This is a genomic window from Klebsiella sp. R390 (assembly GCF_051131745.1).
Classification (GTDB): Bacteria; Pseudomonadota; Gammaproteobacteria; order Enterobacterales; family Enterobacteriaceae; genus Klebsiella.
In genome coordinates, this window is the sequence record NZ_CP180445.1 from 3692051 (window position 1) to 3706880 (window position 14830).

The window sequence follows — 14830 nt, forward strand, 5'->3', positions numbered from 1 at the left end:
TTCAGGCTCCCTCTGTCAGTTCAGGTTCGGTTTGCGGATAAAAGTAACGGTAATGATAGTTCACCTGGGCTCTGGCCTCCTCGGGCGTGGCAAACTCCCCCGCGCCAGACCAGGCGTACATTGCCGCGCCGGCGACGGTGGTTTCGGCGTCATCCAGGACTTTGATTGGGATATTCAACATGTTGGCTTTGATTTGATTCCACAGCAGGTTGCGACTGCCGCCGCCGACCAGCAGCAGTTCGCTGGCCTTAAAGTGGCCGATGGTTTCAAGGGTACGCAGGTTATTTCGCAGCTGGACGGCTAAGCCTTCCAGCGCGGCGCGATAAAAATGGCCGCGGGTGGTATTGAGCGTGACGCCTTGCCAGCCGGCATTCTGGCAGGCGAGCAGATCGCACTGCATGGTCACCCCCCCGGCACCCTCGGGGATCCTGCGGGCCTCGTCAATCAGGGTTTGCCACGGAGTTTCTGCGCTCCAGAGCAGCTGGCGTACCCACTCCAGCACGCCGGATGCCAGCCACTGCATGCCGGGGTTAGTCAGTCCGGCCCGACTGTCCAGCTCGCAGGTAGAACCGGGATACTGGCTGAGCAATGATGTGTTAACCCTGGCGCTACGCACCATCAGGATTTCCCAGGTCCCGGAGGAGAGCACCGGCTCATCCTGCTGCGCGCCAGCGCCAAACAGGGCAAATTGCGTGTCGTGACCGGCAGAGAATACCGGTATCCCGGCAGGCAGCCCTAGCAGCGTGGCGGCCGCATGTTGCAGGACGCCAATTTGCTCACCGGCTTCAACCAGCGCAGGAAACAGGCGACGAGGAATCCCGGCGGCACCGAGGATCGCCGGGCTAAAATCGCGCTGATGAAGATCGAGCATCTGGCTGGTGCCCGCCATGGTGATATCGGTGGTGAAGGCTCCGGTTAAGCGGTGGTTGATTAACGAGGAGATAAACAGCCAGGCGTGCGCTTTTTCCAGCAGCTGCGGGTGGTTCTCTTTGAGCCATACCAGCTTGTATAACGTATTGAAGCTGAATGCGCCGACGCCGGAAATTTCCTGTAGCCGTTGCGGGGTCATGATGCGGCCGATGTTTTCCATCACCGCGAGCGTACGCGGGCATTTCCAGCTGATAGTCGGGTAGAGCAGTTCGCCCTGTTCATCGACCAGCGCGCCGTCCACGCCGAAAGTGGTGACGGTGATGCCGCGGATCCGACAGTGAGCCAGTTCCGCGGCCAGACGCCGGCAGCACTCGGCGAAGCGCTGCAGAATGGCTTCCAGCGACCACTGGTGCCAGGCCGCATTCTCGTAGGCACTCTCGCTGGCGTTGGCGGTCGATGCGCGGGCGACAATCTTCCCCTGGCGATCGACAGCGATGGCCCGCACGTTGGTGGCGCCGCAATCGAGGACCAGGATGACTTCATTTTTCATAATCTCTCCCAGCAAACAATTACGCCCTCCCGTGTGGGGAGGGCGCAGCGCATTAACGTTTGTACAGCGGTCCGTAATTCTGACAGGCGCGATAATCCTGGCCTTCGCTGTCCATGCCGTGTGCCGACCAGCTGGAAGGACGGTAGATTTTGCCCTCATCCACGTTGTGCATGCAGACCGGAATACGCAGCATCGACGCCAGGGTGATAAAGTCAGCACCGACGTGACCAATGGTCAGGACTCCGTGATTGGCGCCCCAGTTAGCCATCACCGAGTAGACATCGGCGAACGGGCCTTTGCCGGTCAGGCGTGGCGCAAACCAGGTGGTGGGCCAGGTGGAGTTGGTCCGGGCATCCAATTGAGCATGAACATCTTCAGGTAATTCGACGCTCCAGCCTTCGGCAATTTGCAGTACCGGCCCCAGTCCTTTGATGATGTTCACGCGGGTCATGGTAAACGGCACGCCGCCTTCGGTCAGGAAGCGGGAAGAGAAGCCGCCGCCGCGGAAATATTCGTGGATCGCCGGGCACCATTCGGTGGCCGCCAGGCAGGCATCGGCCTCCTGTTGCGTAATGTCCCAGTGTGGTTTGATCGTCGGGTTACCGGCGCCGTCCCGCTGTTTACAAGATCCGTCGAGCGCCGCTGAACCGGAGTTAATCAGGTGAATAATGCCGTGCTGTGCCAGACCGGTGAGAGGCTGGCCGGTGACGCGTTCGACGGCTTCCGGCGACCAGTAGGTACGCACGTCGGCAAAGATCTGTGCGGTACCGGTTAGCTGGTGGCCCATCAGCATCGCCACCCCGTTAAGGCTGTCGTTCTCGGTGGCGACCACAAACGGTTCACGTACGCCGTTCCAGTCGAAGGAACTGTTGAGCAGCGCTTCGGCGGTATCGCCATTGGGGTATTGATCGGTCCAGTGGCGCTGACCCTGGAAGCCGGCGGCAATGGCGTTAAAGCCCAGCGACTCTTCAACCAACCCTTTTTCCGCCAGTTTGCTGTTGCCCTGCATCATGTCGCGAATGCACATCGCCATCAGCAGGCTTTCTTTCAGTACCGCGCGGCTCTGTTCCTCATTGCGCTTATACTGCTGAGCGTTTTGGTCTTCGCCATAGCGGAAGTTTTTATCCGCCCAGGCCAGCGCCATCTCCAGTTCGACTTCGTCATAGATCTTCTGGTCGATGCGGCGGCGCAGCTCGGTCATGTCCACCGCCTGGACCTTCATCCCAAGCCAGGATTCAAAGAAGTTATGGTCGACGATGGAACCGGCAATACCCATCGACACCCCGCCAACAGAGAGGTAGCTTTTGCCTTTCATGCTGGCAACGGCCAGCCCGGCGCGGGCAAAACGCAGCAGTTTTTCTTCGACGTCGGCCGGAATGGTATTGTCGTCGGCATCCTGAACGTCATGGCCATAAATAGAAAAGGCCGGAATGCCTTTCTGGCTGTGGGCGGCCAGCGCGGCGGCGAGATACACGGCGCCGGGACGCTCGGTGCCGTTGAAGCCCCAGATGGCCTTCGGGCGCATCGGGTCCATGTCGATGGTTTCGCTGCCGTAGCACCAGCAAGGGGTGACGGTAATCGTCACGCCGACGTTTTGACGGCTGAACTTCTCTTCACAGGCGGCGGATTCCGCCATGCCAGCGATACAGGTGTCGGCAATCACGCACTCAATCTGCGTGCCGCAGGCATGACGGAGCTTCTCGCCGATCAGCGCGGCGGTGGCTTTCGCCATGTTCATGGTTTGTTCTTCCAGCGACTCGCGAACCCCCATACGACGTCCGTCAATCACCGGGCGAATACCAATTTTCGGTAAGCTGATACTTTTCATTTCAGACTCCTCACGTTATTCGGAAAATGTTCAGTGTGTTGCCGCTTGTGAACGGAAGCGGGCAAAAATAAAGATGACGGCAAAGCACAGCGCCGGGACCAGTTCTGCGGTCGGGATATTGCCGGCGGCATCGCTGACAAAGCCCATCACCGGCGTGACGATCCCACCGCCGATAATCGTCATCACGATAAACGACGACCCGTACTTGGTGTCCTGGCCGAGATTTTTGATCCCCAGCGAGAAGATGGTTGGGTATTGAATGGACATAAATGCGCTGCACAACGTCAAGGCCAGCAGGCCGATATGCCCACCGCTGATGGCAGAGATCAGACACAGCACCATGGCCAGCAGGGCGTAGGCCGCGAGCACTTTATGCGGGGCAAAGCGGCTGATAAGCCAGGTTCCGCTAAAACGACCGATAAAGAAGCACACCATCGTGCCGGTCAGGTAGTTAGCGGCGAACCCTGGGGTCATGCCGGGGATCTCTTCAATGGCGTAGCGGATCAGATAGCTCCAGCAGGCGGTTTGCGCACCGACGTAGCAGAATTGTGCCAGCACCGCCCAGCGCCAGTGGCGAATACGGGCAAGTCTGGCAAATGAGGCCATGAAGGAGCTCTGTTCGGTTTCACTGTGGTCGTCACTCTGTAGCGCCGGGAATTTTGCCAGCATGATCAGCAGAGCAACCAGCAGCACGATAGCGACGATAATCATGTACGGGGTCTGAACCGACAAGACCAGGCTGTGTTTGTAGGCGCTGAGTTGCTCAGGGGTCAGTTTATCGAGCACGTCCTGAGATTGATGCGGCACGCGTGACAAAATAAGACTTTGCCCGAATACCACCGCAATAATGGCGCCAAAGGAGTTAAACGTTTGTGCCAGATTGAGACGAAAGTGGCCGCCGCTTTCCGGCCCTAATACCGTGACAAAAGGGTTGGCTGCGGTTTCAAGGCACCCGAGTCCGGCTGCAATAATAAAAAGGCCGATCAGAAATAAAGTGTAATTCATTATTTCAGCAGCGGGCCAGAATAGCGCCGCACCGAAAGCATATAAGAACAATCCGGTAATAATACCCGCTTTATAACTAAGCTTTTTCATCAGTATCCCGGCAGGGATAGGAATGACAAAGTAACCAAAATAAAATGCCGACTGAATCAAACCGGCCTGGAAATTACTTAAGGTAAAGGCCTGCTGGAATTGTGGCAGCAAAATATCATTAAGGTTATTGGCGACAGCCCACAGAAAAAATAATGAACACAGTAAGGCAAATGGAATGATATAGCGCTGGCGTTGGCCGACATCGACCGCGCGAAAGCTCTGCGTTTGTATTGTTGTGTTTCCCATAGCATCCTCATTAGTTCAGAAGCATTATCAGCATCTTAAGAGTGCGGTTGATATTGTTCACCAGACCATCAACAGGGTGAGTGCCTGGGCGTACAGACTCGTTATTCACCGTTTGCCACGACACTGCATTTTGAATAAATCGCGGGGTAAATGAATTCGTGGAGGTCATTTTCAAATAAAAAAGGGCTTTTAATATGATAGCGGTCACATTTCCCCAGGTAACGGTGGTTTTATGTGATAGCTATCACTTTAAATTTCATAAAAGAATGACCGTTTGCGATGATTTAATTTAAAAGCCACAGTCGGAGTGACCGATTTAATTTATTGTGGTGAAAACGGTCAGTTGTTAAATCTCATTGAAAAATGACCGTTTAAAAATAGAAAATAAATAACGGTCATTTTTATATGGTGAAAGAGATGATGTTGGTATTAAACCACTGGAATTAGTTGATGGGGGTCACAGAATACGCTGATGTAAATTCCATTCTGATTATTCAATATGATCATAGCGAGTAACTATAAAGCTTATTCAACAGAACCAGAGCAGCGTGAGAACGGTTCTGTTGGTCGGGTTATGAATCACTGAGAGAGGTTAAGAATGGAACGGAACAGACTGGCGCGGCAGATTATTGATACCTGCCTGGAGATGACCCGACTGGGGCTGAACCAGGGTACCGCAGGGAATGTCAGCGTGCGTTATCAGGGGGGAATGTTGATTACCCCGACGGGCATTCCTTATGAAAAGCTGAGCGAATCGCACATTGTGTGGATCGATGCAAACGGCCAGCACGAGCAGGGGAAACTGCCGTCGAGCGAGTGGCGTTTCCATATGGCGGCCTACCAGACCCGGCCCGACGCCCATGCGGTTGTTCATAACCACGCGGTGCACTGCACGGCGGTGTCGATCCTCAATCGTCCGATCCCGGCGATCCACTACATGATTGCCGCCGCCGGAGGGAACTCGATTCCTTGCGCGCCGTATGCCACGTTTGGCACCCGTGAGCTGTCTGAGTTTGTCGCCGTGGCGTTAAAAAATCGCAAAGCGACCTTGCTGCAACACCATGGCCTGATTGCCTGCGAAGAGAATCTGGAAAAGGCGCTGTGGCTGGCCCACGAAGTGGAAGTCCTGGCCCAGCTTTATCTCAGTACCCTGGCGATAGTCGATCCCGTTCCGGTGCTGGGCGACGAGGCGATTGCCATCGTGCTGGAAAAATTCAAAACCTACGGGTTACGGATTGAAGAGTGATTCGCAAAGCAAGCGGGAGGCAGCGATGGCGAACAGAATGATTTTAAATGAGACGGCATGGTTTGGGCGGGGATCGATCGCCGTATTAACCGATGAAGTGGCCCGTCGGGGATATCGTAAGGCGCTGATTGTGACCGACAAAAATCTGGCGCAATGCGGTACGGTTGAGCAGGTGACCCGCAAGATGGATGCCGCGGGGCTGACGTGGGATCTCTTTGCAGGGGCGATCCCTAATCCAACGATTGCCGTGGTACAGGAAGGGCTGCGGGTATTCCAACACAGTGGTGCGGACTATCTGATCGCAATAGGCGGCGGCTCTCCGCAGGATACCGCGAAGGCGATCGGCATTATTAGCAATAACCCGGAATTTGCTGATGTGCGCAGTCTGGAAGGTCTGTCGCCGACCCGCCAGCCGAGCGTGCCGATCATGGCCATCCCGACCACCGCCGGGACGGCGGCTGAGGTGACCATTAACTACGTGATCACCGATGAAGACAAGCGGCGCAAATTTGTTTGTGTCGACCCGCATGATATTCCGCAGGTGGCTTTTATTGATGCCGATATGATGGACGGCATGCCGCCGGCATTAAAAGCGGCGACCGGGGTGGATGCGCTGACCCATGCCATTGAAGGTTACATCACGCGGGCGGCGTGGGCGCTGACCGATGCGCTGCATATTAAAGCCATCGAGATAATTGCCGGGGCGCTGCGAGACTCTGTCGCCGGCGATCGCCAGGCGGGAGAGGCGATGGCGCTGGGGCAGTATATTGCCGGCATGGGCTTCTCCAACGTGGGATTGGGGTTGGTGCACGGCATGGCGCATCCTTTAGGGGCGTTTTACAACACCCCGCATGGGGTAGCAAATGCCATTTTATTGCCTCATGTGATGCGCTATAACGCCAACTTCAGCGGCGAGAAGTTTCGCGATATTGCCCGGGCAATGGGGGAGAACGTTGAGGGGCTCAGCCTGGAGCAGGCCCGTCAGTCCGCGGTTGAGGCGGTCTTTCATCTTAACCGCGATGTTGGGATCCCGCTGCATTTACGCGATGTCGGAGTGCGCAAAGAGGATATTCCGGCGCTGGCGCAGGCGGCTTTTGACGATGTTTGCACCGGCGGCAATCCGCGGGAAGCCAGCCTGGCAGATATCGTGGCGCTGTATCATACGGCCTGGTAGGTGACGCTGCCGGCCAGTACACAGGGCGATACTGCTATCGCCCTGTCGTTGCATGCCCGTTTACTGCACCAGTCGTAGCTGCTGTAAATTGCCGTCGAGCTGCAGGTCAGTTTGCAGACGGGCTACCTCGCGGCAGGTAAACGCCATCTCTTTATGCATTTCCAGCTTCTTGCGCCACTTCTCTGGCACGTCGGCCAGACGGGCGTAGATCCCCTCCAGATCCTGAAAATCCGTCAACAGCTGTGCCGCGCTTTTTGGGCCGATCCCTGCCACCCCCGGCACTTTTGAACTACTGATCCCGGCAAGTCCCCAGTAATCGGGTAGCTGCTCGGGCGTGACGCCAAACTCGTTGGCGATGAAAGGGGCATCCAGCCAGCGCTTTTGAAAGTAGTCGCGGATACGGATCGGGGGTGACAGCAGCTGACAGTAGCCTTTATCGGTGGAGACGATGGTCGCCTGATGCCCGGCATGCGCGACTTTTATCGCCAGGGTGGCGGCGAGGTCGTCTGCTTCATTGCCTGCTAAGGTCCAGCAGCGGATCCCGCGTTGCTCAAAGGCCGCACGTAGCGCGGGCATTTCAGCCTCCAGCGTTTCTGGCATCGGGGAGCGCCCGGCTTTGTATTCCGGCAGACGCTGGTGGCGCCAGCCGTGAGCGCGGTCTTCATCATCAAACACCGCCACGGCATGTGTGGGCTGACTATGGACGATGAGCTGTTCCAGCGCATGCAGGCAGGTATCCACGCAGGGAGAGCCCTGAACGGCATGGATGCGACGGATCAGATTGAGTGCGTCGACAATTAACAGATGAACGGCCACAGATGCCCCCTTAGCGCCCGGTGTTCTCTAAACCCTAAGGGTATCAAAGCCGTGCGGGAGTGGCTATCGGCATGCGGATATTCAGGAATGCGCCGCGCAAAGGCGTCATATTCAGCGGCGATGAATACTGACCGGGATAGGTTCTAAATGACAAGGCTATAGCCTTAAATGTGGTGACCTGTCTGGGTATGCCATCCTTTTTAAAAACTATAACCAAACAAAATTGAAATAACATTTCAATTTGGATCACATTGTTTTTATTACCGCACTGATAAGATATTTTCAACGCAACTAAATGTGAATAATGGGTAATTGATTTAATTAAATATCGTTTTTTATGAATGAGATAGAGGTGGTTGCCGCGCCTGTATTGATCTTTTCAGTGAGGAGTCATAAATGGATATCCGTCAAAGCATTCACAGCGATCATGCCAAAACGCTTGATACTGCAGGCTTACGCAAAGAGTTTCTGGTTGAGACCATCTTTACCGCCGATCGCTATACCATGACCTACAGTCATATCGATCGCATTATCGTCGGCGGCGTGATGCCGGTGACCCAGACCCTGAGCGTAGGCGGCGAAGTGGGCAAACAGCTCGGCGTTAGTTACTTCCTTGAACGCCGCGAGCTGGGGGTTATCAATATTGGGGGGCCGGGCACCATTACCGTCGATGGTACCTGTTATGAAATCGGCCATCGCGACGCGTTGTATGTCGGGAAAGGGGCAAAAGAGGTTGTCTTTGCCAGCGTCGATGCGGCGAAGCCATCCCGTTTCTATTATAACTGCGCGCCAGCCCATACCACTTATCCGACAAAACGCGTGACCCCTGCGGATGTCGCGCCCGTTGTGTTGGGTGAGGATGTGACCAGTAACCGTCGCACCATTAACAAGTATTTCGTACCGGATGTGCTGGAAACCTGCCAGCTGAGCATGGGGCTGACCGAGCTTGCGCCTGGCAATTTGTGGAATACGATGCCGTGCCATACGCATGAGCGCCGGATGGAGGTCTATTTCTACTTCGGTCTGGAAGAGAACAGCTGCGTGTTCCATATGATGGGACAACCGCAGGAGACGCGGCATATTGTGGTGCAAAACGAACAGGCGGTGATTTCACCGAGCTGGTCGATTCACTCGGGTGTGGGGACGCGCGCGTATACCTTTATCTGGGGGATGGTCGGGGAGAACCAGGTGTTTGACGATATGGACCACGTCAAAGTCGGTGACCTGCGCTAACGCCTGAACAAGGCTGTCTGAAGCAAGATAATAGCGCCCTGAGCGTTGCTGCTCAGGGCGTTTTTTGCGCTGATTAATCGCAGGCGACGATTTTCATTGCCAGACCACCGCGAGAAGTTTCGCGGTACTTGGCGTTCATATCTTTGCCCGTTTCGTACATAGTTTCGATAACTTTATCGAGACAGACGCGCGGCTCGCTGGTGCGGCGAAGCGCCATGCGCGCGGCGTTTACCGCTTTCACGGCGGCGATAGCATTACGCTCGATGCAGGGAACCTGCACCTGGCCTGCTACCGGATCGCAGGTCAGACCCAAATTGTGTTCCATGCCGATTTCCGCAGCGATACACACCTGGCCCGGGCTGCCGCCTAGCAGTTCTGCCAGACCAGCCGCCGCCATTGAACAAGCTACGCCGACCTCGCCCTGGCAGCCCACTTCGGCACCGGAAATAGAGGCATTCATCTTATACAGCGAGCCGATGGCGCTGGTGACCAGCAGGTAGCGAGCCAGCGAGTTAGCGTTCACCTTACGGATAAACTTATCGTAATAGGCGAGTACCGCCGGCACGATACCGCAGGCGCCGTTGGTGGGCGCCGTGACCACGCGACCACCGGCCGCATTTTCTTCGTTGACCGCCAGAGCAAACATATTAATCCAGTCAACAACCGCCATCGGGTCGCTGTTGGTATTGTCCTGGCTGACCAGCATCCGGCGCAGTGCGGCGGCGCGGCGCGGTACCCGCAATCTGCCCGGCAGAACGCCTTCGGTGGTAATGCCACGTTCAATGCCGCCGCTCATCACTTCCCACACCGCCGCGAAGTGCTGTTCCAACTGTGCTTTGCTGTGCAATGCCAGTTCGTTTTGCATCATCAGGCCGGACAGAGAGAGCCCACTTTCACGGCAGTGTCGTTGCAGATCTGCCGCATTTTTGTACGGGTAAGGTACTACGGCCGGGGCTTCATTAGTCTGGCCGAAGTGTTGCTCATCGACGATAAAACCGCCGCCAATGGAGTAGTAGGTTTGCGTATAGAGCACCTTGTCGCCGTTAAGGGCGGTGATACGCATACCGTTTTCGTGCAGCGACAGGTTGTCGGCATGGAAATTCATGCACTGGTCAACCGGGAAGTCGACTTCATGCTGGCCGTTTGCCAGCATCAAACGTCCGTGGGTGTTGACGTCCTGAATAAACCCCGGGATGGCGTCGATATCGACGCTGTCTGGCAGGTTGCCCGCAAGGCCCATAATAATGGCGATGTCGGTGTGGTGGCCTTTACCGGTCAGGGAAAGAGAGCCGTAAACGTCGACAACGACTTTGCTGACGTCGGCAAGCAGCCCACGTGCAATAAGGTCATCGGTGAATTGTTTGCCCGCTTTCATGGGTCCAACGGTATGGGAGCTGGACGGGCCAATGCCGATTTTAAAAATATCGAATACGCTGATCATGATGCATCCAGTACTGTCGGGAAGCGCGCCGCCCGCGGGCGGCGCGAAGGGGGATTAGCTGAACAGAGAGTAGAAAATAGCGGAGATGGCAATCAGGCCCATAATCACAACAAAGACGTTGCTGATGTGGCCGCTGTATTTGCGCATGGCCGGGACTTTCTGAATCGCGTACATCGGCATCAGGAACAGAATCATCGCGATAATCGGGCCGCCGAGGGTTTCGATCATGCCGAGAATGCTTGGGTTCAGGGTCGCCACAATCCAGGTGGTAACCAGCATGAACAGCGCTGTGATTTTGTTCAGTTTGTTGATTTCGATGCTTTTGCCTTTACCGCGCAGGGACTTAATCACCATGCCGTTAAAGCCTTCACGTGCGCCAAGGTAGTGGCCGAGGAAGGATTTGGTGATGGCAATCATTGCAATGATCGGGGCCATCCAGGCAATCAGCGGTGCGTTAAAGTGGTTCGCCAGGTAAGAGAGAATCGAGATGTTTTGATCTTTGGCCGCCGCCAGGTCTGCCGGAGACAGGCTCAGTACGCAGCTGAAGACGAAGAACATCACGGTGATAACCATCATGACGTGGGCGCGAGCCAGGATGCTGGAGCATTTCTTCTCTGCGCCGTCGCCGTACTCTTCGCGCTTCGCCACGGCGAAGGAGGAGATAATTGGTGAGTGGTTAAAGGAGAACACCATCACCGGAATCGCCAGCCACAACGTCATCCACAGGCCGTTACCGGTAGCGGATGCGCTGCTCAGGGAGAGGGTTTCCAGTGCCGCACCGTTCCACTGAGGGATCAGGTATAGCGCCAGAATCATCAGGGCGACGACAAACGGGAATACCAGAATACTCATCGCTTTAACAATCATCTGCTCGCCGAAACGCACGATGGTCATCATGCCCACGATCAGAATCAGTGACAGGATCGCACGCGGCGGTGCCGTCATCTGCAGCTGGTGCGTCATAAAGCTCTCAACGGTATTGGTGATCGCGACGCTATACACCAACAGAATCGGGTAGATGGCGAAGAAATAGAGCAGCGTAATCAGTTTACCTGCGCCAACGCCAAAGTGTTCTTCAACGACTTCAGTGATGTCTTCGCCCGGATTTTTACCGGAAAGCACAAAACGGGTCATTCCGCGGTGAGCGAAATAGGTCATCGGGAAGGCAAGGATTGCCATGATAATCAGGGGGATCATACCGCCGACACCGGCATTAATCGGCAGGAACAACACGCCCGCACCGATTGCCGTGCCGTACAGGCCCAGCATCCACATGGTGTCAGTTTTGCGCCATCCGCTGCGGGTTTCGCCCGTAACGATAGTGCTGGTTTGAGTGGTTTCCATCTGTTTCTCCTGGAGGAAGCGACCAAATATAATGATTAAAATCAATTAAGTAATACTAAATTCGTTTGTTTACGGTTTTTTAATGATTTTCTCCGTAACAAGTGGGGCGGGAAGATACATTTATCTGGTAAATGCATCAGTGATCGCGATCCCAATTGCAATAATCCACTTTCGATGTGGGTATTTTTAGTTCAACAGTCTGTTTCTGGTGATCAGCCAGATATTTGTGGCGCGAAGGCTATCATTTACAGGATATGAGATAAAAGGAGTGGGGCGTAATAACGATGTTTTTGCTGTAAAAATGAGATGCAGACGATGTTTTCACGCTTAAATGCGTTTTTATTAGTGATATTTATCGCTGTTTATGGAAACGCAAACGATTGGCTTTGTAAAAACAGAACAAACGATTCTTAAAATAATTGAATCATTCGGAAAGCCGCGCCGGGGAAAGGCAAGGCAACACGCAGGAGAAAGCAAGGGAGGGCGTAGGGAAGAACCAGGGAAGAGCCAGGGAAGAGCCAGGGAAGAACCAGAGCAGGAAAAGCGGGTTACGGCACCACGCGTCGTAACCCGGAATGACAGGGAAATGGGCTACCTGTCAGGAGCCGATTTCATAGCAAGGAATATAGGCACTGCCGCCTGGCAGCTTCATACGATGCTGGGCGACGAAGCCCTGCAGCAGCTCGTCCATCCGACGCATGATTTCCGGATCGCCGTGCAGCTTATAAGGACCGAACTTCTCAATCGCCTGAATACCCACCTCTTTGACGTTGCCGGCCACGATGCCGGAAAACGCGCGACGAAGATCCGCCGCCAGCACTTCTACCGGTTGGTCCGGATAGAGCTTGAGGTTGGCCATGTTTTCATGTGTTGGATCGAACGGCATTTGCAGGTCAGGTGCAATACGGATCGACCAGTTGAAGCTGTAGGCATCCCCGGTCTCGCGGCGGTTCTCTTTCACCAGCGGCATCGCTTTTTTCATTTGCCGTGCCACCTCTGCGGCATCGTCAACGATAATGCGATAGTGGCGACGGGCCGATTCACCCAACGTGTGCACGATGAATTCATCCAGCACGCGGAAATAGTCAGCGCTCTCTTTTGGTCCGGTCAGGATCAGCGGCAGCACCTGCGACTGGTTAGCCGGGTGCATTAAAATACCCAGCAGATAGAGCAGCTCTTCCGCCGTCCCCACGCCGCCCGGGAAGATGATAATGCCGTGGGCGATGCGCACGAACGCCTCCAGACGCTTTTCGATATCCGGCATGATGATCAGTTCGTTCACCAGCGGGTTTGGCGGCTCGGCGGCAATAATTGACGGCTCGGTCATACCGATAAAGCGGCTGTCTTTATAACGCTGCTGGGCATGGCCGACCGCGGCGCCTTTCATCGGTGCTTCCATGGCGCCCGGGCCACAACCGGTGCAGATGTTCAGCTCACGCAGGCCGAGCTGGGTGCCGACGCGACGGGCGTACAGATATTCGTTTTCGTTAATCGAGTGGCCGCCCCAGCAGACAATCATATTCGGCGCTTCGCCGACGTGCAGGGCGCGGGCATTACGCAGAATCGAAAACACCAGGTTGGTGATATGTACCGAGCTTTCGAGATCAAGATTTGGGAGGCGCACGGTATTGTGGATCTGCCCGTAGACGAACAGGATATCGCGCAACACGGCAAACAGGTTGGCCTGCAGGGAGCGAATAATCCGCCCGTCCACGAAGGCCTCTTCCGGCGGGTTGATCAATTCCAGCTTCACGCCACGTTCGCGGCGCAGGACGTTAATATCGAAGTTTTCAAAACGAGACAGTAGCTCCTTGCTGTTATCGGTCAGGCTCCCCGAATTGAGTACAGCAAGTGAGCAGTTACGAAAGAGTTGATAGAGGTCACTGCTGGCGGTGCGTTTAAGCATATCCACTTCCAGCTGTGACAGCATATCCATTGAACCAAGCGGGCTAACATGTGTAATCAAGTGAACTCCTTACAGGACGATTATCGTCTTCCTGAGATTACAATAGCCTTGCCGGTGACGTTTCCACAACCTTGCGCACGCGTTAACGCACGCAAATTGTGAAAATGTTTACTACTGACGGGCGAGTCGGCCGATGGCCGGCACAAATTCGCCGTTGCTGCGCCACGGGTTAATGTCCAGCCCCCCACGGCGGGTATAGCGGGCGTAGACGGAAAGGGATTCCGGCTGGCAGAAACGCAGAAGGTCGTTAAAGATTCGCTCGACGCACTGCTCGTGGAATTCGTTGTGGTGGCGGAACGACACCAGATAGCGCAGCAGCTTTTCGCGGTCGATTTTAGGCCCACGATACTGAATCTGTACCGAGCCCCAATCGGGCTGGTGGGTGATCAGACAGTTGGATTTGAGCAGATGGCTGACCAGCGTCTCCTCGACGACCTTGCCGCCCGCGGCATCCTGCAGATAGTCGGTACTGAACTCATAGTTATCAATCTCGATATCCTGCTCATCGATGCAGGTACCGTGCAGATGTGCCACCGGTTGGCCTTCGAGTTCGTCGAGACGATAGAGCGACACCGTGACCTCGCCCTGGGCGCAGGCGCTGAGATCGCGCGTCAGCGTTGCCTGAACATCCTGCCAGCTGGCAAAACGGGTCTGGTTAAAGCTGTTGAGATAGAGCTTAAAGCTCTTCGATTCCACCAGGTTAACGGTTGTGTCATTCAGCTCAACGTGACCGACGGCGACCTGCGGCAGACCTTTGGCGTTCAGCCAGGAGAGCTCGTACAGGGTCCAGATATCACCGCCGTGAAACGGCAGATTATCCGCGTGCAGCCCCAGCGGGTCGCGGTTCAGGCTGCGCGGCACGCCCTGAAGCAGCGAGGCATCATAAGTATCGCGGTAATCCGTTGATTTACCGAGCGTCAGGCCGGCCAGAGCCTGATGATTATCGTAAGAAGACATGTTTCACCATAGGAAAGCGGGTACACTAGCAACCAAGTGTATCCTGGCTAACGTGAAGAGAGAA

The 14830-nt window shown here is 55.3% G+C and carries 11 protein-coding genes; 3 read left to right on the forward strand and 8 right to left on the reverse strand.

Annotated elements, in window-relative coordinates:
* Position 1: 1 nt before the first annotated feature.
* From fucK to fucP, 3 genes are read right to left on the reverse strand one after another with little or no spacing between them, the layout of a single operon-like run.
* Positions 2 to 1420 (reverse strand): L-fuculokinase, encoded by a 1419-nt coding sequence (gene fucK / locus ACMYSP_RS17320; RefSeq protein ID WP_434583274.1) that lies wholly within the window; start codon positions 1418 to 1420, stop codon positions 2 to 4.
* A 52-nt stretch (positions 1421 to 1472) separates the two neighbouring features.
* Positions 1473 to 3248, reverse strand: coding sequence for an L-fucose isomerase (fucI, locus tag ACMYSP_RS17325; protein ID WP_434583275.1), 1776 nt, complete (start codon positions 3246 to 3248; stop codon positions 1473 to 1475).
* Between the two features lie 30 nt (positions 3249 to 3278).
* On the reverse strand, positions 3279 to 4589 hold the full coding sequence (fucP, locus tag ACMYSP_RS17330; protein WP_434583276.1) for an L-fucose:H+ symporter permease: 1311 nt from the start codon (positions 4587 to 4589) through the stop codon (positions 3279 to 3281).
* A 598-nt stretch (positions 4590 to 5187) separates the two neighbouring features.
* Here fucP and fucA point away from each other — a divergent pair.
* Together fucA and fucO are read left to right on the forward strand one after the other, a co-directional pair.
* Positions 5188 to 5835, forward strand: a complete 648-nt coding sequence (fucA, locus tag ACMYSP_RS17335; protein ID WP_434583277.1) for an L-fuculose-phosphate aldolase — start codon at positions 5188 to 5190, stop codon at positions 5833 to 5835.
* 25 nt (positions 5836 to 5860) lie between these two features.
* Positions 5861 to 7009, forward strand: coding sequence for a lactaldehyde reductase (gene fucO / locus ACMYSP_RS17340; RefSeq protein ID WP_434583278.1), 1149 nt, complete (start codon positions 5861 to 5863; stop codon positions 7007 to 7009).
* Between the two features lie 60 nt (positions 7010 to 7069).
* Here the strand turns inward: fucO and xni are convergent, their stop codons facing one another.
* Entirely contained in the window at positions 7070 to 7825 is a 756-nt protein-coding gene (gene xni / locus ACMYSP_RS17345) for a flap endonuclease Xni (RefSeq protein ID WP_434583280.1), read from the reverse strand.
* A 396-nt stretch (positions 7826 to 8221) separates the two neighbouring features.
* On the opposite strand from xni, the gene kduI reads away from it, so the two are divergent.
* Positions 8222 to 9058, forward strand: a complete 837-nt coding sequence (kduI, locus tag ACMYSP_RS17350; RefSeq protein ID WP_434583282.1) for a 5-dehydro-4-deoxy-D-glucuronate isomerase — start codon at positions 8222 to 8224, stop codon at positions 9056 to 9058.
* Positions 9059 to 9131: 73 nt separating this feature from the next.
* On the opposite strand, the gene ACMYSP_RS17355 is transcribed toward kduI, so the two are convergent.
* The 4 genes from ACMYSP_RS17355 to queF form a co-directional block, all read right to left on the reverse strand.
* The gene (locus ACMYSP_RS17355; protein ID WP_434583283.1) at positions 9132 to 10499 is read right to left on the reverse strand and encodes an L-serine ammonia-lyase; all 1368 of its coding nucleotides are present in this window, start codon (positions 10497 to 10499) and stop codon (positions 9132 to 9134) included.
* A gap of 54 nt (positions 10500 to 10553) precedes the next feature.
* Positions 10554 to 11843, reverse strand: a complete 1290-nt coding sequence (locus ACMYSP_RS17360) for an HAAAP family serine/threonine permease (protein ID WP_123756704.1) — start codon at positions 11841 to 11843, stop codon at positions 10554 to 10556.
* 598 nt (positions 11844 to 12441) lie between these two features.
* Complete coding sequence (gene ppnN / locus ACMYSP_RS17365; RefSeq protein WP_434583285.1) at positions 12442 to 13809, reverse strand: nucleotide 5'-monophosphate nucleosidase PpnN; 1368 nt, start codon at positions 13807 to 13809, stop codon at positions 12442 to 12444.
* Positions 13810 to 13920: 111 nt separating this feature from the next.
* Positions 13921 to 14766 carry an NADPH-dependent 7-cyano-7-deazaguanine reductase QueF gene (gene queF / locus ACMYSP_RS17370; protein ID WP_123756706.1) on the reverse strand — a complete coding sequence of 282 codons (846 nt, stop codon included), beginning with the start codon at positions 14764 to 14766 and terminating at the stop codon, positions 13921 to 13923.
* Positions 14767 to 14830: the final 64 nt, after the last annotated feature.

Excerpts from the sequence above, each read along its gene's own strand:
- fucK (WP_434583274.1), bottom strand. The coding sequence starts at position 1,420 with ATGAAAAATGAAGTCATCCTGGTCCTCGATTGCGGCGCCACCAACGTG.
- fucI (WP_434583275.1), bottom strand. The coding sequence starts at position 3,248 with ATGAAAAGTATCAGCTTACCGAAAATTGGTATTCGCCCGGTGATTGAC.
- fucP (WP_434583276.1), bottom strand. The coding sequence starts at position 4,589 with ATGGGAAACACAACAATACAAACGCAGAGCTTTCGCGCGGTCGATGTC.
- fucA (WP_434583277.1), top strand. The coding sequence starts at position 5,188 with ATGGAACGGAACAGACTGGCGCGGCAGATTATTGATACCTGCCTGGAG.
- fucO (WP_434583278.1), top strand. The coding sequence starts at position 5,861 with ATGGCGAACAGAATGATTTTAAATGAGACGGCATGGTTTGGGCGGGGA.
- kduI (WP_434583282.1), top strand. The coding sequence starts at position 8,222 with ATGGATATCCGTCAAAGCATTCACAGCGATCATGCCAAAACGCTTGAT.
- ACMYSP_RS17355 (WP_434583283.1), bottom strand. The coding sequence starts at position 10,499 with ATGATCAGCGTATTCGATATTTTTAAAATCGGCATTGGCCCGTCCAGC.
- ACMYSP_RS17360 (WP_123756704.1), bottom strand. The coding sequence starts at position 11,843 with ATGGAAACCACTCAAACCAGCACTATCGTTACGGGCGAAACCCGCAGC.
- queF (WP_123756706.1), bottom strand. The coding sequence starts at position 14,766 with ATGTCTTCTTACGATAATCATCAGGCTCTGGCCGGCCTGACGCTCGGT.